This is a genomic window from Franconibacter sp. IITDAS19 (assembly GCF_023079515.1).
In the GTDB taxonomy this organism is placed as follows: domain Bacteria; phylum Pseudomonadota; class Gammaproteobacteria; order Enterobacterales; family Enterobacteriaceae; genus Franconibacter; species Franconibacter pulveris.
Window position 1 is genome coordinate 282,229 of sequence record NZ_JALJCP010000008.1, and the last position, 17,938, is coordinate 300,166.

A 17,938-nucleotide genomic window follows, 5' to 3' on the forward strand; every position below is an offset into this window, starting at 1 on the left:
GGAGCTTTTTTCTTACCGTAACGCTCAGGCGGTTTTCGCCGCCAGTTCCGCTTCCGGACGCTTAAGGAAAGCGTAAGCCAGACCCGCCACCAGCGTACCGGCGACGATAGCAAGAAGGTAGCCCAGCACCGGCGTGATAGCGCCAGGAATCAGCAGCACGAACAGACCGCCGTGCGGCGCCATTAGCTTCGCGCCTACCGCCATAGAGATAGCGCCGGTGATAGCGCCGCCCACGATGCAGCAGGGAATAACGCGCATCGGGTCGCGGGCGGCGAACGGAATCGCCCCTTCGGAGATAAAGCACAGGCCCAGCACCAGCGCCGCTTTGCCCCCTTCCTGCTGGCCTTTGTCGAATTTACGACGCGCCACCATCGTCGCAATGCCCATCGCCAGCGGCGGAACCATACCGGCCGCCATGATAGCCGCCATCGGCGCGTAAACCTGGGAACTCAGCAGCCCCACGCCAAAAGCGTAAGCCGCTTTGTTCACCGGGCCGCCCATATCGGTACACATCATGCCGCCAAGAATGGCGCCCAGCAGCACCGCGTTGGCGGTTCCCATCCCCTGCAGCCAGGCGGTCAGGCCCGCCAGGATTTTCGCGACCGGCGTGCCGATAACGTAAATCATCGCCAGACCGACAATCAGGCTGGAGAAGAGCGGAATAATCAGGATAGGTTTCAACGCCTCCATGCTTGGCGGCAGCTTCAGCTTGCCGCTGATCGCTTTGGCAACATAGCCTGCGAGGAAGCCCGCAAGAATACCGCCGATAAAACCGGAGCCGGTGCTGACAGCGAGCATGCCGCCAATCAGGCCCGGCGTCAGGCCCGGACGGTCAGCGATAGAGAAAGCGATGAAACCAGCCAGTACCGGCACCATCAGGGCGAAGGCGGAACCGCCGCCGATTTTCATCAGCGCCGCGGCAAGCGTGCCTTCCTGTTTAAACGCTTCGATGCCGAACACAAAAGAGAGCGCGATTAACAGACCGCCCGCCACCACCATCGGCAGCATGTAGGAAACGCCGGTCAGAAGATGACGATAGGCGCCTGCCCCGCCCTGCTCTTTCTGGCCTGCGGAAGCGGAAGCCGCCTGGCCGGAAGGCTGATAGGGCTTAGCCTCGGCGAGGGCTTTATCGAACTCCTGCGCGGTTTTCTTCAGCGCGAGGCCGGTAGAGGTGCGGTACATTGGCTTGCCGGCGAATTTCGCCAGGTCCACTTCGATATCCGCCGCCACGATAACCAGATCCGCCTGCGCCACCTCTTCCGGCGTGATGGCATTGCCTGCCCCCACGGAGCCGCGGGTTTCCACTTTCGCCCACCAGCCGCGTTTTTTCGCTTCGGTTTCGATAGCTTCCGCCGCCATAAAGGTGTGCGCTACGCCAGTCGGGCAGGCCGTAACCGCCACAATGCGTTTTTGACCGCCCGCCGTCGGCGCGCCAATCGGAGCCGCCGCAACCGGCGCGCTGTACGACTGCGCTTTCTCTTTGGCTTCGCCAAGGAACAGCTCCGGGTGCGCTACGGCGCGATCGATTTCGCCAACAAACACCTTTTTGCCGTTGAGCGCGCTATCCGCCGGCAGGTTTTTGCCCAGCGCAATGACCAGCTCCGCGTCGTTCGGGTTATCGGTAAGTTCCAGATGCGCTTTCTGCGCCGCCGCACCGAGCAGGGTCTTCGCCATATAGGCGCGGGCCTGGCCGAGCGCGGAGTCAATAATCAGCAGCGTTTTCATTATGCCTCTCCTGCTGTCAGTTAAAAGGTTGTAAGTCGACGCGCGCCATCATCGCCGCCAACTGTGTCCTGTCGGTGATGCCGACATTGCTCTGGCTGACCGCCAGCGCCGCCACCGCCGTAGCAAGACGTAGCGTGTGCTCGCTGGATTCGCGCATCAGCAGGCCGTAGATGAGACCGCCGACCATTGAATCCCCGGCGCCTACCGTGCTGACCACTTCACAGGCGGGCGGTTTGGCTATCCATTCGCCAGAGGCGTTGACCCACAGCGCCCCTTCTGCACCCAGTGAAATCACCACGTGGGCGATGCCTTGCTCGCGCAGCGCGTGGGCGGCATCAATAACATCTTTCATTTCCGGCAGCTTGCGGCCTGCCCAAATTTCCAGCTCGCGGCGGTTCGGTTTCACCAGCCACGGCGCGGCTTTCAGGCCCGCCACCAGCGCCTCGCGGCTGCTGTCGAAAATAATGCACGGGCACTGGCTGCGCAGGCGCGTCATCCAGTCGGTGAACGCTTCCGGGCTGACGCCCGCCGGCAGGCTGCCGCTGACGCAGACCATGTCAAACTGCCCAAGCCAGCTCAGGGAATCGTTAACAAAACGTTCCCAGTCCGCCGCGGTGACTTCAAAACCGGAGAAGTTAAAATCGGTCACTTCGCCATCTTTTTCCGTCAGCTTCACGTTAATGCGAGTACGGCCCTGCACCACCTGAAAACGGTTGGCGATGCCAAGCTCGCTGAAGAGTTGCTGAAAGCCATCCTGATTATCTTTGCCGAGGAAACCACCGACGGTGACATCAATCCCTAAATCCTTGAGCACCTTCGCAACGTTAATGCCTTTGCCCGCAGCGTGCAGGCCGGTGGTGCGTACGAGGTTGACTTCGCCGCGTTCGATTTCCGGCGTAAAGCCGACCAGGTCATAAGCCGGGTTTAGCGTAATGGTGGCAACACGTCTGCTCATGCTGCGCCCTCCCCAAGACCGGCGGCGATGGCTTCGCCAATCGCTTTCAGCGCCGCTTCAGCATCCGCTCCCTGTGCGGTAAAGCGCAGGCGATGCCCCTTCTTAACGCCGAGCGCCACCACTTTCATCAGGCTGCGGCCGTTAGCCGGCTTGCCGGTGCCGTCGAGGTTAGCGACGGTGATATCGCTGTTAAATTGCTTGATAGTGTTTACCAGCATCGTGCCGGGACGAGCGTGCAGGCCGTGCTCGTTGCGCACGGTAAACTCGGCGCTCAGCACGTCTTCGGTTAACGCCTCGTCGCTGGTCAACAGCGCAAGCAGCGTAGAAGCGTCGGCGCTAAGCAGGCGGTCCGCTTTCTGATTCAGCAGGAGGTCGCCCAGGCGCTTGAGCACCGGCAGCGGCTGCTGGTCAACCATGGCGACGGTCATCAGCAGGCCAACTTTTTCGCCATTCGCTTCAAACGCGTTTGCCGGGCGGCTCACCGCGACGGCGCTCGCAAGGTTGCCCTGCGCGCTGTCAGCCAGCCACACGCCCTGCCCCAGATTCAGCGGCGCGTCGACAATCGCCTGGCTGACGAAAGCGGCGTCCACCGCGCCCGCCGCCTTCAGACGACCGGCGTTCAGCGCCTGCAGCGTAACCAGGTCGCTTGCCGCTACATCAAGGCTGAACATTTCGTTATCCAGCTTCAGCGCATCGCTCTGTTTTTCGCCCATCAGCAGCGCGCGCAACTCTTCAGCGCTGTTGGTGGTTTTAAGCTGTTCGGCGATGGCGTCATCGCTCAGCACGTGCGTTAACTGACGCAGCAAGCCGAGGTGTTCGTCTGAACTGGCGGCGATGCCGATAGCCACATACGCCACCTGATCGTCGCCCCAGCGGATCCCCTGCGGGAACTGGAAGACCTGCACGCCGGTTTTCAGCACCTGGTCGCGGGTATCGGTGGTGCCGTGCGGAATGGCGATGCCATTGCCTAAGTAGGTGGAGGTTTGCTGTTCGCGAGCAAGCATGCCGTTAACATAGCCGTCAGCTACATTGCCCGCTTTCACCAGCGCGTCAGCAACCTGACGGATGGCTTCTTCTTTATTGTTGGCGCTGGCGCCGGGATGGATATCCTGAACAGATAACTGGAACATGGTCTCCTCGCTTGCTGAAAGTGAATCGTTTCAGCCTTTCTGAGAAAAAAGGCGTTACCTGACGGCTGAAAAAACCCGAAGATAACGCTGAAACGTTTCAAGAAGTGTGAGGACTTCTGCTGCGCGGCGCAAGAAAAGCCGTAAACGGGATGTACATTTTTAGATGTGTCGCACATTTCATACCTTTCAGGTCCCATTTGCTGAAGTTACTTCTGCCTTTTTCAGGCTGGTCAGCTCCGGGTTCAGCGCTCCGTCAGCAAAAAATAAAACAGCTTTTTGATTATTCGTGTGGCGTTTAATACAGGCCGCTGTTTATTTGCGCACGAGGCGCGTAAACTTCGCCTTCCCTTTTGAAAGCGTTCATTTGTTATGCAAAACCTTCCTGCTGCGTCCCGCTTGCGAATGCCTGACATGGCTTCCGCCTCTTTTTTAATTGTAGCTTTTTTAACCGGCATCGCCGGGGCGCTGCAAACGCCTACGCTCAGCCTGTTTCTCACTGAAGAGGTGCATGCGCGACCAGCGATGGTCGGCTTCTTTTTTACCGGCAGCGCCATTATCGGCATTCTGGTCAGCCAGTTTCTGGCGGGCCGTTCGGATAAAAAAGGCGACCGCAAATCCCTTATCTTCGTCTGCTGTCTGCTGGGGGCGCTGGCCTGCGTGTTGTTCGCCTGGAACCGCAACTATTTCATTCTGCTGTTTATCGGCGTGTTCCTGAGCAGCTTCGGCTCTACCGCCAACCCGCAGATGTTTGCCCTGGCGCGTGAGCATGCCGACCGCACCGGCCGGGAAGCGGTCATGTTCAGCTCAATTCTTCGCGCTCAGGTTTCACTGGCGTGGGTTGTCGGGCCGCCGCTGGCGTATGCCCTGGCGATGGGCTTTGGCTTTCAGGTGATGTACCTGAGCGCGGCGGCGGCGTTTATCGTCTGCGGCCTGATGGTGTGGGGCTTCCTGCCTTCGATGCGCAAAGAGCCGGTAGCCACCTCCACGACGCTTGAGGCGCCGCGCCGCAACCGTCGCGACGCCCTGTTGTTGTTTGTCATCTGCACCCTGATGTGGGGCACCAACAGCCTTTACATCATCAATATGCCGCTTTACATCATTAATGAGCTGCATCTGTCGGAGAAGCTGGCTGGCGTGATGATGGGCACCGCCGCGGGGCTGGAAATTCCGACCATGCTGGTGGCGGGCTACTACGCAAAGCGGTTCGGCAAACGCTTTTTAATGCGTGTGGCGATTGTGGGCGGCGTGCTGTTTTATCTCGGCATGCTGATGCTCAGCAGCCCCGTCATGCTGCTCGGCCTGCAGTTGCTTAACGCCATTTACATCGGCATCCTGGCCGGCATCGGCATGCTCTATTTTCAGGATCTGATGCCGGGTCAGGCGGGCGCCGCGACCACGCTTTATACTAATACGACGCGCGTGGGCTGGATTATCGCCGGTTCGCTTGCGGGTGTGATTGCGGAAATCTGGAACTATCACGCTGTGTTTTACGTGGCGTTGGTCATGACGGCCGCCGCTGTCTGGTGCCTGTGGCGGATTAAGGATGTTTAGGGCGCGGTAAGCGCCTCGAGATGGATGAGGTAGTCCATCGCGTGCTGGCGATGTATGCCGCACATCTCGGGGGAGGGTTGCAGGCCGCCGCACACTTTTGGCCGCAGCGGCGAGCCGAACAGCTTGCAGCGCTTATGCTCATCAAGCTGCACGCAAGGCGTGTTCGCCGGCTTGCCGTCTGGCATGCCCGGAATGGGGCTCGATATTGAAGGCGCGGTACAGCAGGCACCGCAGTCGGGACGACATTCCATAATGACCTCGGCCAGGCAGACAGGCGCGGACTTTATCAGGCGCCGCCTGGAAACACTAACGACTTTTTCGCGCCATGCAGCGAAAGCGGTGAAATCCGCTTGCCTGGCTGACGCCTCGCGAGTAATTTGTCGCGATATTTTTGCTATCCCAAATTAACAGGACACTTCGATGCCAAGAGCTAACGAAATCAAAAAAGGTATGGTGCTCAATTACAACGGCAAACTGCTGCTCGTAAAAGACATTGATATTCAGTCACCCAGCGCTCGCGGCGCGGCCACGCTTTATAAAATGCGCTTCTCCGATGTGCGCACCGGCCTGAAGGTGGAAGAGCGTTTTAAAGGCGACGACATTGTCGATACCGTTACCCTGAACCGCCGCTTTGTGGACTTCTCCTACGTAGACGGCGACGAATATGTGTTCATGGATAAAGAAGACTATACGCCCTATACCTTCACGAAAGATCAGATTGAAGAAGAGCTGCAGTTCATGCCGGAAGGCGGCATGCCCGATATGCAGGTGCTGCTGTGGGACGGCCAGCTGCTGGCGCTGGAGCTGCCGCAGACGGTAGACCTGGAAATCGTGGAAACGGCGCCGGGCATCAAAGGCGCTTCCGCAAGCGCGCGCAACAAACCGGCGACGCTGACGACCGGTCTGGTGGTGCAGGTACCGGAATACCTCTCGGCGGGCGAGAAAATCCGCATTCATATCGAAGAGAAACGCTATATGGGCCGCGCAGACTAACAGGCCTGCTCACCTGGCGGCGCTTCGCTGTCAGGCCCCCAAAAAAACCGGCAAGCATGCCGGTTTTTTTATCTGCGTTAACGGCGAGCTACGCCGTTCCCATCAGAGTTACAGCAACTCAGGGTATTTCGTCATCTTCAGCGCCAGCTCAACGCCGCGCACTTCCGCCATGCCTTTGAGGCGGCCGATTGCCGAATAACCCGGGTTGGTTTTCTTGCGCAGATCGTCAAGCATCTGGTGGCCGTGGTCCGGACGGAACGGGATAGGACGCCGATCGCCCGCCTTTTTACGACGCAGCTCTTCACTCAGAATAGCGTCAACTACCGCCACCATGTTCACGTCACCCTGCAGATGCGCCGCTTCGTGGAAGGTTTTCGGGTTCGCTTCACGGCAGGTGGAGCGCAAATGGGTAAAGTGAATGCGATCGCCGAACGTTTCTATCATCCGCACCAGGTCGTTATCAGCGCGCACGCCGTAGGAGCCGGTGCACATGGTGAAGCCGTTGTTAATGCTGTTCACCGTCTCTTTCAGCCACTGCATATCGTCGATGGTAGAGACAATGCGCGGCAGCCCAAGAATAGGACGCGGCGGATCGTCCGGGTGCACCGCCAGCCGCACGCCCACCTCTTCCGCTACCGGTACAATGGCGCGCAGGAAATAAGCCATGTTTTCACGAAGCTGGGCTTTATCGATGCCGTGATATTCCGCAAGGCGCGCGCGGAACTGGTCAAGCGTATAGCCCTCTTCCGCGCCTGGCAGGCCGGCGATGATGTTGCGCGTCAGCTTCTCAATCTCCGCTTCGCTCGCGTTAGTGAAATAGTCCTGCGCCTGACGCTGCTCTTCTTCGCTGTAATCCGCCTGCGCCCCTTCACGTTTGAGAATATGCAGTTCAAACGCAGCAAAGGCTATCTGGTCAAAGCGCAGCGCTTTTGAGCCGTCCGGCAGGACGTACTCGAGGTCGGTGCGCGTCCAGTCGAGAATAGGCATAAAGTTATAGCAAACGGTGTCGATGCCGCAGGCTGCGAGATTGCGGATGCTTTGCTGATAGTTAGCGATGTGCTTATCGTAATTACCGGTGTGGGTTTTAATTTCTTCATGCACCGGAATGCTTTCCACTACCGACCAGACCAGCCCTTTTTCCGCCAGCAGCGCCTGGCGCGCGCGGATCTCTTCCACCGGCCAGACGTCGCCATTTGCAATGTGATGCAGCGCGGTAACGACGCCGGTCGCGCCTGCCTGACGCACATCATCCAGTGATACCGGATCGTTTGGGCCATACCACCGCCAGGTTTGTTCCATGACCATCCCCTCGTTAAGTTGTTATACCAATCATACCAGAACCAATGACGACTACCATACAGGTTTCCACTAAGCGATCAAACCGCCCGCCACCATTGATTGATCCAGCTCACAAACCCCGGATATTTACGGCATACCAATTCAATTTGCTGTCATATAACTTTACACTGGTTTTGTTAAATGATGGTTAATAAGGTATGTACTAAATGAATACAATTGCCTCCGTAACGCTGCCCGATTCGGTTAAGCGCCCCCGCTACGATCGTCATCGTTTACAAAGCCGCATCGTGCATTTCGGCTTCGGCGCTTTTCACCGCGCGCACCAGGCGCTGTTAACCGATCGCGTGCTGAATCAACAGGGCGGCGACTGGGGAATTTGCGAAATCAGCCTGTTCAGCGGCGACAAGCTAATGAGCGATCTTCGCGCCCAGGACCATCTTTATACCGTGCTGGAAAAAGGCGCGGACGGCAACCAGGCATACCTCATTGGCGCCGTGAAAGAGTGCCTGAACGCAAAGCTTGACGGTATGGAAGCGATTGTCGAAAAGTTCTGTGAACCGCAGGTGGCTATCGTCTCCCTGACGATTACCGAGAAAGGCTATTGCATCGACCCGGCGACCGGCAAACTGGATACGCGCAATGAGCGCATCGTTCACGATCTCGAAAACCCGCACCAGCCGCATTCCGCACCCGGTCTACTGGTGGAAGCGCTGCACCGCCGCCGCGAGCGGGGTCTCGCGCCGTTTACCGTGCTTTCCTGCGACAATATCCCGGATAACGGCCACGTCGTGCGTCAGGCGGTGCTCGGCATGGCGCAAAAGCGCAGCCCCGAACTGGCGCAGTGGATAGGCGAACATGTGACATTTCCGGCGACGATGGTGGACCGTATCGTGCCTGCCGCCACGCCGGAGTCGCTTGCGGAAATCGCCGACGCGCTGGGCGTGGAAGACCCGTGCGCCATCAGCGCCGAGCCGTTTATTCAATGGGTTATCGAAGATAATTTCGTCGCCGGCCGGCCCGCATGGGAAACGGCGGGCGTCCAGCTTGTTGAGGATGTGCAGCCCTGGGAGCAGATGAAGCTACGCATGCTGAACGGCAGCCACTCTTTTCTGGCCTATCTGGGCTACCTGGCGGGTTATCAGCATATCAGCGATTGCATGCAGGATGCGCGTTTTCGCCAGGCGGCGCGCCAGTTAATGCTCAAAGAGCAGGCGCCGACGCTTCGCATCACCGGCGTGGATTTAACGGCCTATGCCGACAGCCTGATTGCCCGCTTCAGCAATCCGGCGCTTAAACACCGCACCTGGCAGATTGCGATGGATGGCAGCCAGAAGCTGCCGCAGCGCATGCTGGAGAGCATTCGCTGGCATCTGCAACACGGCGGCGACTGGTCGCTGCTTGCGCTGGGTGTGGCAGGCTGGATGCGCTACGTCAGCGGCGTGGATGAACAAGGCGACGCCATCGACGTGCGCGACCCGCTGAGCGAAAAAATTCGCGGGCTGGTTGAGAACTGCCCGCAGGAAAACCGCGTTGAAGCGCTGCTCTCTTTACAGGAAATTTTCGGCGCCGACTTACCGCAGAACCCGATTTTCGTGCATAGCCTGAAAGCGGCCTGGCAAAGCCTTTCCCGCAATGGCGCGAAAGAGGCGGTCGCCCGTCTTGCCGGTCGTTAAGTTTTAACTATCCATGCTTTATAGGGGGCGGCGCTCAGCGTCGCCCCCTCTTCTTTCTTCTCTTTGCTAAGGTTTTTAGACACTATTGGCGTTTTCTCTTTTGTCCGGGAGCGCGCGTGACTAAAACCAATCTCATTACCGGTTTTCTCGGTAGCGGTAAAACCACCACCATTTTGCATCTGCTGGCGCAAAAAGATCCGGCGGAAAAATGGGCCGTGCTGGTCAATGAATTTGGCGAAGTGGGCATTGACGGCGCCCTGCTCGCCGACAGCGGCGCGCTGCTGAAAGAAATTCCCGGCGGCTGCATGTGTTGCGTCAACGGCCTGCCGATGCAGGTAGGGCTTAACACGCTGCTGCGCCAGGGCAAACCGGATCGCCTGTTGATAGAGCCCACCGGCCTGGGACATCCCAAACAGATTCTGGATATGCTGACCGCGCCGGTCTACGAGCCGTGGATAGATTTACGCGCCACCCTTTGTCTGCTCGACCCACGTCAGTTGCTGGATGAAAAGTGCCTGAGCAATGAAAACTTCCGCGATCAGTTAGCGGCGGCGGACATTATTATCGCCAATAAAAGCGATCACGCGGACGAGGATAGCCGTCAGGCGCTGGATAAATGGCGGGTGGAACAGGGAGAGGGCCGCGAAGTGGTTTTCGCCACGCAGGGAAATATCGACGGCGCGTGGCTCGATAAACCGCGCGAAAACCAGCGTGAATTGCCGGCAAGCGTGGAACACAGCCATGCTCATCCCAGCAGCCGGGGGCTTGCGGCGTTAAGCCTCGCACAAAACCAGCGCTGGCGGCGCAACCTTAATCATGGCCAGGGCTATCACGCCTGCGGCTGGATTTTTGATGCCGACACGGTGTTCGATACCATTGGGCTGCTGGAATGGGCGCGGCTCGCGCCAGTAGACCGCGTAAAGGGCGTGCTGCGCATTCCTGAAGGGCTGGTGCGAATCAACCGACAGGGTCTCGACTTGAATATTGAAACCCAGAACGTAGCGCCGCCTGACAGCAGAATTGAACTGATTACGCAGAATGAAGCGGACTGGAACAGCCTGCAAGCCGCTTTGTTGAAGCTTCGTTTAAGTTCACAGGTCTAACGTTGCCCTTTTTCTAATAAACTGTGACTCCGATCATGAAGATTCGTTTGCCGCTTATCCTGCTGCTGAACGTCGCGGGCGTAGCGTTATTCCTTTCCTGGTTCCTGCCAGCTAACCATGGTTTCTGGTACGCCATTGATACGGGCGTCTTTACCTTTTTTAACCAGCAGCTGGCGGTGAACCGACCGTTTCTGTGGTTTGTGGCTATTACCAATAACCGGGCTTTTGACGGCTGCTCATTGCTGGCGATGGGGGCACTGATGCTCTGGCACTGGCGCCGCGCCGCGCCTGCGCAGCAACGCCGCATCGTACTGATGGGTCTGGTGATGCTGCTGACGGCAGTGGTGCTAAACCAACTCGGTCAGCGTTTACTGCCCGTTACCCGTCCCAGCCCGACGTTAACGTTTACCGGCATTAACCGCGTCAGCGAACTTTTATCTATTTCGACCAAAGATGCGTCGACGGACAGTTTCCCTGGCGACCATGGCATGATGCTGCTTATTTTTGCGGGATTTATGTGGCGATATTTTGGTCAAAAAGCGTTTGCTATCGCCTTACTTATTTTTGCCGTGTTTGCCCTTCCCCGCATGATGATTGGCGCGCACTGGTTTACCGATATATTTGTAGGTTCACTTTGTGTGGTGCTGACAGGGTTGCCCTGGTGTTTATTAACCCCTGTTTCCGACAAGGTTATTGCGTGGTTTGACCGCACGCTCCCCGGTAAAAAACAAACAATTTGATAACATTTAATTAAAATATTAAAACCGTTTCATCAGGGATCGTTTTCGATCCCTGATTGTTTCCGGGAGGTTAATTTCGGTTAAATATCATTACCAGCGTAATGATTATTTAATAACGCAATGAATAGCCTGTTTTTTACCCTTTTCAGGCCATTGTTACACAACTACACACTTTCCTCTTTTCACATCACAATTTCTTATAAAAAAAGCGATAAAACCACTCGCCATACAGGGTTTGATCGGGTAATCTCGGTCTCGTTTTGCTTTCAAGACCGCGTCCGCGGCGCTGAAAATAAAAATGTGCGTTTCTGCACAATTTCGTTCATTCGGAATTGTCTCAACACGCGCGGGTATTTAGTCTCGTCACGTTTGGCATTTTTATAACGATATTTATCGTTAAGGACATCAAGGGAAAATAAATAATATGGTCAAATCTCAGCCGATTTTGAGATATTTTCTGCGGTTCGTACCCGCAGTCGCAGTCGCGGTACTGCTGTCAGCATGTAGCTCCACTAACACCGCAAAAAATATGCATTCTGAGACGCATGCAGTTGGCAATAATGATGGTTTTTTACTGCAAGCCTCTCAGGATGAATTTGAAAATATGGTTCGTAATCTCGATGTTAAATCGCGACTTATGGATCAATATGCCAGCTGGAAAGGCGTCCGCTACCGTCTGGGCGGCAGCACCAAAAGCGGCATCGACTGTTCCGGTTTCGTACAGCGTACTTTTCGTGAACAGTTTGGCTTAGAATTACCGCGTTCTACTTACGAACAGCAGGAAATGGGCAAAAGCGTTGACCGCACAAAATTGCGGACCGGCGATCTGGTGCTGTTCCGGGCAGGCTCTACCGGCCGCCACGTAGGTATTTACATTGGCAATAACCAGTTTGTACATGCCTCCACCAGCAGCGGCGTCATGATTTCCAGCATGGACGAACCGTACTGGAAGAAGCGCTACAATGAAGCGCGAAGAGTATTAAGCCGCAGTTAATGTTGCTTTCCCCCTTGATGGCCAACGTTGACGAACAATAAAAAAACGCTGCTCCGGCAGCGTTTTTTTATTATTTGCGGCTGTGTAAGATGGTCCGCACGTCCCTTTATCCGGCCACAGTCATCAGCATTACGCTAAGCGCCAGCCTTGTCTTTGCGGGAGCCAGACCCAATGCCGTTACCCCACTTTTCTTCAAGGCTGTCGACGCCAAAAAAGATAGCAGCGACCAGCCTGGCCGCAGGGTTGCTTATCGCCCTGCTGGTGAGCAGCCTTTACACAATCTATCTTCATCATAAGCGTGAACAAGCCTGGACGCTGCTGACAAGCGACATTCAACATTACCTCGCCCATTATTTTCACGATCTTAAAACCACCGCGGACAGTTTACAGCCGCTGACGCTGGCTGACTGCTCGATGGTCTCAGCCGACCTCACCTCCCGCGCCGCGTTTAACGTCAACGTGCGGGCGTTCTTGTTGATTCGTGACGAAATCGCCTACTGCTCTTCGGCTATTGGCGCGATACGCGTACCTCTGATGGACCTCATGACGGATATCGATCCTGATAAAGAGGTTGATATGGATATCGTTAAAGGTACGCCAATGTTGCCCGGCAAACCGGCCATCGCCATGTGGTTTCGCAATCCGACGGACAGCGGGCGCGGCGTTTTCACTATCCTTAACGTTAACCTCACCCCCTACCTGCTCTTTACCGCTCGCCAGCGCGACATTACCGGCATCGCGCTGGTGGTGGGCAACGAAGCGCTGACCACGTTCGAAAACGGACTCAGGGGCACCAAAGACCTTCCTCCTGAGCCCTTGCGTACCGCCAGCATCGCAGGCTATCCCATGCAGATTTACCTCTACGGCAACGTCTGGCCTGCGCAGGACATTCAGCTTTCCGTGCTGCTCGGGATCCTGAGCGGTCTGCTCGGTGGCGTGCTGACCGGCTATTTGCTTTACACCCGCTCCCGCTCGGGCAAAGAGATTTTAATCGGCATCAAACGTCACCAGTTCTTTGTGATGTATCAGCCGGTGGTGGAATCCCGTGAATTGCGCATGACGGGCGTGGAAGCGCTGATGCGCTGGGAGCATCCCGAAGCGGGCATGATCCCGCCAGACGCATTCATCAGCTTCGCCGAAGCGCAGCAGCTGATTGTGCCGCTCACTCGCCACCTGTTTAAGCTGATTGCCGCCGATGCGCCGCAGCTGCAAAAAGTGCTGCCGCGCGGCGCCAAGCTTGGCGTAAACATCGCGCCAGGTCATCTGCACTCCGCCACTTTTAAAGAGGACATACGCCAGTTTGCCGCCTCGCTGCCGCCCGATTACTTTCATATCGTCTTTGAAATTACTGAGCGCGACATGATTCAGGAAAAAGAGGCGCTGGGCTTGTTTCAGTGGCTGCATGATGAAGGTTTTGAGATTGCGGTGGATGATTTTGGCACCGGCCACAGCGCCCTGATTTATCTTGAGCGCTTTAAGCTTGATTACTTAAAAATTGACCGTGGTTTTGTTAATGCCATCGGCACGGAGACCGTTACTTCACCCGTGCTGGATGCGGTGATTACCCTTGCGAAACGGCTTAATATGAACACCGTAGCCGAAGGGGTTGAAACCGCAGAACAGGCGAAATGGCTACGCGAGCAGCATGTAACCTATTTACAGGGTTACTATTTCAGCCGCCCGCTGCGCCTTGCGCAGCTTACCGAAGGCGTGACATTCTCAGAAGACGATTAACCGTCAGAGTATTTCCCTCATCCGCGCCCTCCCTTATTATGCTCAGACCCGCCAGTCTGCGGTTAAGGCCCCGGGCTGGCGATAATAAGGATTTTTTAACAGGCTATCTCATGTTTGCACGCGCGCTTGTAGTACTGCTGATCCTGTATGGTGCGGTTTGTCAGGCCGAACCGATAAAAGAGAGCTACTCCCTGGCCATTCTGGGAGAGCCTAAGTACGCCGTAAATTTTACCCACTTCGATTACGTCAACCCGGCAGCGCCTAAAGGCGGCAACGTCACGCTTTCAGCCATCGGCACCTTTGATAACTTCAACCGCTACGCCCTGCGCGGCAACGCGGCCATACGCACCGAGGCGCTTTACGATCCGCTGTTTACCACCTCGGATGACGAGCCGGGAAGTTACTATCCGCTGGTCGGCGAAATGCTGCGCTACTCGCCTGACTTCGCCTGGGCGGAGGTGGAAATTAACCCGCGCGCGCGCTTTCATGACGGCTCGTCCATCACGGCGGATGATGTCGCCTTTACCTTTCACAAATTCATGACTGAAGGGGTGCCGCAGTTCCGTCTTTATTATAAAGGGGCGACGGTAAAAGCCATCGCGCCGCTGACGGTGCGGATTGAGCTGGCGAAACCGGGCAAAGAGGATATGCTGGGACTGCTTTCGCTGCCGGTAATGCCGCATAAATACTGGAAAGATCATAAGCTCAGCGACCCGCTCTCCCGTCCGCCGCTGGCAAGCGGCCCCTATCAAATCACCGATTTTCGCATGGGCCAGTACGTGGTTTATTCACGCGTAAAAGATTACTGGGCGGCAAACCTGCCGGTAAACCAGGGCCGCTGGAACTTCGATACCCTGCGCTACGACTATTACCTGGACGATAACGTAGCGTTTGAAGCGTTCAAAGCGGGCGCCTTTGATTTTCGACTTGAAAGCAGCCCCAAAAACTGGGCGACACGCTATAACGGCAAAAACTTCGACAGCCGTTATATTGTCAAGGAAGAGCAAAAAAACGAATCGGCGCAGGATACCCGCTGGCTGGCGTTTAATATCCAGCGCCCCCTGTTCGCCGACCGTCGGGTGCGGGAAGCGATAACCCTCGCCTTTGATTTTGAATGGATGAACAAGGCGCTGTTTTATGGCGCTTACAGCCGCCCCGTCAGCTATTTCCAGAATACCGAATACGCCGCGCGAAATTACCCGGATGCCGCCGAACTCACCTTACTCGCGCCGCTGAAAAACGACGTGCCTCCGGAGGTCTTTACTACCATCTACCAGCCGCCGGTTTCTCACGGCGATGGCTTTGACCGCAACCATCTGCTGAAAGCGCTTACATTGCTGAAGGCGGCAGGCTGGACGCTGAAAGATCAAAAGCTGGTTAACGAGAAAACGGGGCAGCCTTTCAGCTTCGAGTTATTGCTTTCGGCGGCAGGCAATAACCAGTGGGTGCTGCCCTTCCAGCACAACCTTGAGCGGCTTGGCATCACCATGTCTATTCGTCAGGTGGATAATTCACAACTTACCAATCGCCTGCGCAAGCGCGATTACGACATGATCCCCACGCTTTATCGCGCCATGCCATGGCCGAGCGGCGACTTGCAGATCTCATGGGCTTCCGCCTACATTGATTCCACCTATAATTCCCCCGGTGTTCAAAACCCGGCGGTGGATAAACTTATCGCGCAAATTCTCGAAAACCAGGGCAACAAAGAGAAACTGTTGCCGCTGGGCCGCGCGCTGGACAGGGTGCTGACCTGGAACTATTACATGCTGCCGATGTGGTATACCTCCGCCGACCGTTTTGCCCGCTGGGATAAATTCTCCCGTCCCGGCATCCATCCTGTTTATTCGCTGGGTTTCGATACCTGGTGGTATGACGTAAACAAAGCGGCGAAGCTGCCTGCGGCGCGGCGCTAAGGAACGACATGGGCGCATATCTGATTCGGCGTTTACTACTGATTATCCCGACGCTGTGGGCCATCATTACCCTTAACTTTTTTATTGTGCAGATAGCCCCCGGCGGACCGGTGGACCAGGCTATCGCCGCAATTCAGTTTGGCCACGGCAGCGGCGTGCCGGGGGTGAGCGCGGAAGGCGCAGGCGCCACGCATGCGCAAACGGGCGTCGGCAACATTGGGGATAGCCAGTATCGCGGCGCGCGCGGGCTGGACCCGGAAATCATCGCGGAAATTACCCATCGTTACGGATTCGATAAGCCGCTTCACGAGCGTTACCTGAAGATGCTCGGCGATTATCTGCGTTTCGACTTTGGCGACAGCTTGTTTCGCAGCGCGTCGGTGGTGCAACTGATTGGCGATAGCCTGCCGGTTTCCGTTACGCTTGGGTTATGGAGCACTTTGATTATCTACCTGGTTTCCATTCCGCTTGGCATTCGCAAGGCGGTGCATAACGGCAGCGGGTTCGATATCTGGAGCAGCGCGTTTATTATCGTCGGTTATGCCGTACCGGCATTTCTGTTTGCCATTCTGCTGATTGTGCTGTTTGCGGGCGGCACCTGGTTTGATATTTTCCCGCTGCGCGGCCTGGTGTCGGCGAATTTCGATACCCTCCCCTGGTATAAGAAAATCGCCGATTATCTCTGGCATATCACCCTGCCGGTGCTGGCAACGGTCATTGGCGGCTTCGCGGCACTGACGATGCTGACGAAAAACGCGTTTCTGGACGAGATCCGCAAGCAGTACGTAGTGACCGCCCGTGCGAAGGGCGTAGGGGAAAAGCAGATCCTCTGGAAACATATCTTTCGCAACGCCATGCTGCTGGTCATCGCGGGCTTTCCGGCCACCTTCATCAGCATGTTTTTTACCGGTTCGCTGTTGATTGAAGTGATGTTCTCGCTCAACGGCCTGGGGCTGCTGGGCTATGAAGCCACCGTCTCACGCGATTATCCGGTGATGTTTGGCACGCTTTACATCTTCACGCTGATCGGCCTGCTGTTGAATATCCTGAGCGATATTACCTATACGCTGGTCGATCCGCGCATCGATTTCGAGGGACGCGGATGAGTCGATTAAGCCCGGTAAACCAGGCGCGCTGGGCGCGGTTTCGTCGTAACCGTCGCGGTTACTGGTCGCTCTGGATCTTTGCAATACTCTTCACCCTGAGCCTGTTTTCTGAACTGCTCGCCAACGACAGACCGTTGATAGTCCATTTTCAGGACCGCTGGTATTTCCCGGTAGCGGTGGATTACAGCGAAAGCGATTTCGGCGGCCCGCTCGCCACCCGCGCCGACTATCAGGATCCCTGGCTCCGCCAGCAGCTGGCGTCCGGCTGGACCCTGTGGGCGCCTGTCCGCTTTGGCGCCAACGCCATTAATTACGCAACCACGAGCCCTTTCCCCTCGCCTCCTTCAGCGCAAAACTGGCTGGGCACTGACGCGAACGGCGGCGACGTGCTGGCGCGCATTCTTTACGGCACGCGCATTTCGCTGTTGTTCGGTCTGATGCTGACGCTAAGCTCAAGCGTTATCGGCGTGCTGGCGGGCGCGGTGCAGGGCTATTACGGCGGCAAGGTGGACCTGTGGGGCCAGCGCTTTATTGAAGTCTGGTCCGGCATGCCGACGCTGTTTTTAATTATCCTGCTTTCAAGCGTGGTGCAGCCGGGTTTCTGGTGGTTGCTTGCCATCACCGTGCTGTTTGGCTGGATGAGCCTTGTGGGCGTGGTGCGCGCTGAGTTTTTACGCACCCGCAATTTTGACTATATCCGCGCAGCCCAGGCGCTGGGCGTCAGCGACAGAGCTATTATGTGGCGGCATATGCTGCCTAACGCGATGGTGGCGACCCTCACTTTTCTGCCGTTTATCCTTTGCGGGTCGATTACCACCCTCACCTCACTCGATTTCCTCGGCTTCGGTCTGCCGCTCGGCTCTCCTTCGCTGGGTGAACTGCTGCTGCAGGGCAAAAACAATCTGCAGGCGCCCTGGCTTGGCATTACCGCCTTCTTTTCGCTGGCGATTTTACTTTCGCTGTTAATCTTTATTGGCGAAGCGGTGCGCGACGCCTTCGATCCGGGCAAGGCGGTCTGA

General features: G+C 56.6%; 15 protein-coding genes. 10 read left to right on the forward strand and 5 right to left on the reverse strand.

Translation table 11 applies throughout. The annotated features are described in order from the left end of the window. Positions 1 to 24: 24 nt before the first annotated feature. From fruA to fruB, 3 genes are read right to left on the reverse strand one after another with little or no spacing between them, the layout of a single operon-like run. Positions 25 to 1,725: a PTS fructose transporter subunit IIBC gene (gene fruA / locus MT962_RS18505; protein ID WP_024556312.1), complete on the reverse strand. Its 1,701-nt coding sequence runs from the start codon at positions 1,723 to 1,725 to the stop codon at positions 25 to 27. A gap of 16 nt (positions 1,726 to 1,741) precedes the next feature. Continuing rightward, positions 1,742 to 2,680, reverse strand: a complete 939-nt coding sequence (gene fruK / locus MT962_RS18510; RefSeq protein WP_024556311.1) for a 1-phosphofructokinase — start codon at positions 2,678 to 2,680, stop codon at positions 1,742 to 1,744. After that, entirely contained in the window at positions 2,677 to 3,810 is a 1,134-nt protein-coding gene (gene fruB / locus MT962_RS18515) for a fused PTS fructose transporter subunit IIA/HPr protein (RefSeq protein ID WP_048888127.1), read from the reverse strand. Before fruB ends, fruK begins: the two co-directional genes overlap by 4 nt. A gap of 369 nt (positions 3,811 to 4,179) precedes the next feature. Here fruB and setB point away from each other — a divergent pair, with 369 nt between their 5' ends. Next, complete coding sequence (gene setB / locus MT962_RS18520; protein WP_024556309.1) at positions 4,180 to 5,361, forward strand: sugar efflux transporter SetB; 1,182 nt, start codon at positions 4,180 to 4,182, stop codon at positions 5,359 to 5,361. On the opposite strand, the gene MT962_RS18525 is transcribed toward setB, so the two are convergent. Next, positions 5,358 to 5,612: a YkgJ family cysteine cluster protein gene (locus tag MT962_RS18525; protein ID WP_247366190.1), complete on the reverse strand. Its 255-nt coding sequence runs from the start codon at positions 5,610 to 5,612 to the stop codon at positions 5,358 to 5,360. The genes setB and MT962_RS18525 overlap by 4 nt on opposite strands. A gap of 169 nt (positions 5,613 to 5,781) precedes the next feature. Here MT962_RS18525 and yeiP point away from each other — a divergent pair, with 169 nt between their 5' ends. Continuing rightward, on the forward strand, positions 5,782 to 6,354 hold the full coding sequence (gene yeiP / locus MT962_RS18530; protein WP_024556307.1) for an elongation factor P-like protein YeiP: 573 nt from the start codon (positions 5,782 to 5,784) through the stop codon (positions 6,352 to 6,354). Positions 6,355 to 6,462: 108 nt separating this feature from the next. Here the strand turns inward: yeiP and uxuA are convergent, their stop codons facing one another. Next, on the reverse strand, positions 6,463 to 7,653 hold the full coding sequence (gene uxuA, locus MT962_RS18535; RefSeq protein WP_048888128.1) for a mannonate dehydratase: 1,191 nt from the start codon (positions 7,651 to 7,653) through the stop codon (positions 6,463 to 6,465). 206 nt (positions 7,654 to 7,859) lie between these two features. Here uxuA and MT962_RS18540 point away from each other — a divergent pair, with 206 nt between their 5' ends. From MT962_RS18540 to MT962_RS18575, 8 genes are all read left to right on the forward strand, one after another. Continuing rightward, positions 7,860 to 9,326 carry a fructuronate reductase gene (locus MT962_RS18540; RefSeq protein ID WP_247366191.1) on the forward strand — a complete coding sequence of 489 codons (1,467 nt, stop codon included), beginning with the start codon at positions 7,860 to 7,862 and terminating at the stop codon, positions 9,324 to 9,326. A 116-nt stretch (positions 9,327 to 9,442) separates the two neighbouring features. After that, complete coding sequence (locus MT962_RS18545; protein ID WP_247366192.1) at positions 9,443 to 10,429, forward strand: GTP-binding protein; 987 nt, start codon at positions 9,443 to 9,445, stop codon at positions 10,427 to 10,429. Positions 10,430 to 10,464: 35 nt separating this feature from the next. Then, positions 10,465 to 11,169, forward strand: coding sequence for a phosphatase PAP2 family protein (locus MT962_RS18550; protein WP_035895805.1), 705 nt, complete (start codon positions 10,465 to 10,467; stop codon positions 11,167 to 11,169). 424 nt (positions 11,170 to 11,593) lie between these two features. Continuing rightward, entirely contained in the window at positions 11,594 to 12,163 is a 570-nt protein-coding gene (mepS, locus tag MT962_RS18555; RefSeq protein WP_247366193.1) for a bifunctional murein DD-endopeptidase/murein LD-carboxypeptidase, read from the forward strand. A gap of 171 nt (positions 12,164 to 12,334) precedes the next feature. Then, positions 12,335 to 13,897: a cyclic di-GMP phosphodiesterase gene (locus MT962_RS18560; protein WP_024556301.1), complete on the forward strand. Its 1,563-nt coding sequence runs from the start codon at positions 12,335 to 12,337 to the stop codon at positions 13,895 to 13,897. A 110-nt stretch (positions 13,898 to 14,007) separates the two neighbouring features. Beyond that, the gene (locus MT962_RS18565) at positions 14,008 to 15,813 is read left to right on the forward strand and encodes an extracellular solute-binding protein (RefSeq protein WP_247366194.1); all 1,806 of its coding nucleotides are present in this window, start codon (positions 14,008 to 14,010) and stop codon (positions 15,811 to 15,813) included. 8 nt (positions 15,814 to 15,821) lie between these two features. Next, positions 15,822 to 16,919: a microcin C ABC transporter permease YejB gene (locus tag MT962_RS18570; RefSeq protein ID WP_048888130.1), complete on the forward strand. Its 1,098-nt coding sequence runs from the start codon at positions 15,822 to 15,824 to the stop codon at positions 16,917 to 16,919. Further along, on the forward strand, positions 16,916 to 17,938 hold the full coding sequence (locus MT962_RS18575; RefSeq protein WP_024559663.1) for a microcin C ABC transporter permease: 1,023 nt from the start codon (positions 16,916 to 16,918) through the stop codon (positions 17,936 to 17,938). Before MT962_RS18570 ends, MT962_RS18575 begins: the two co-directional genes overlap by 4 nt.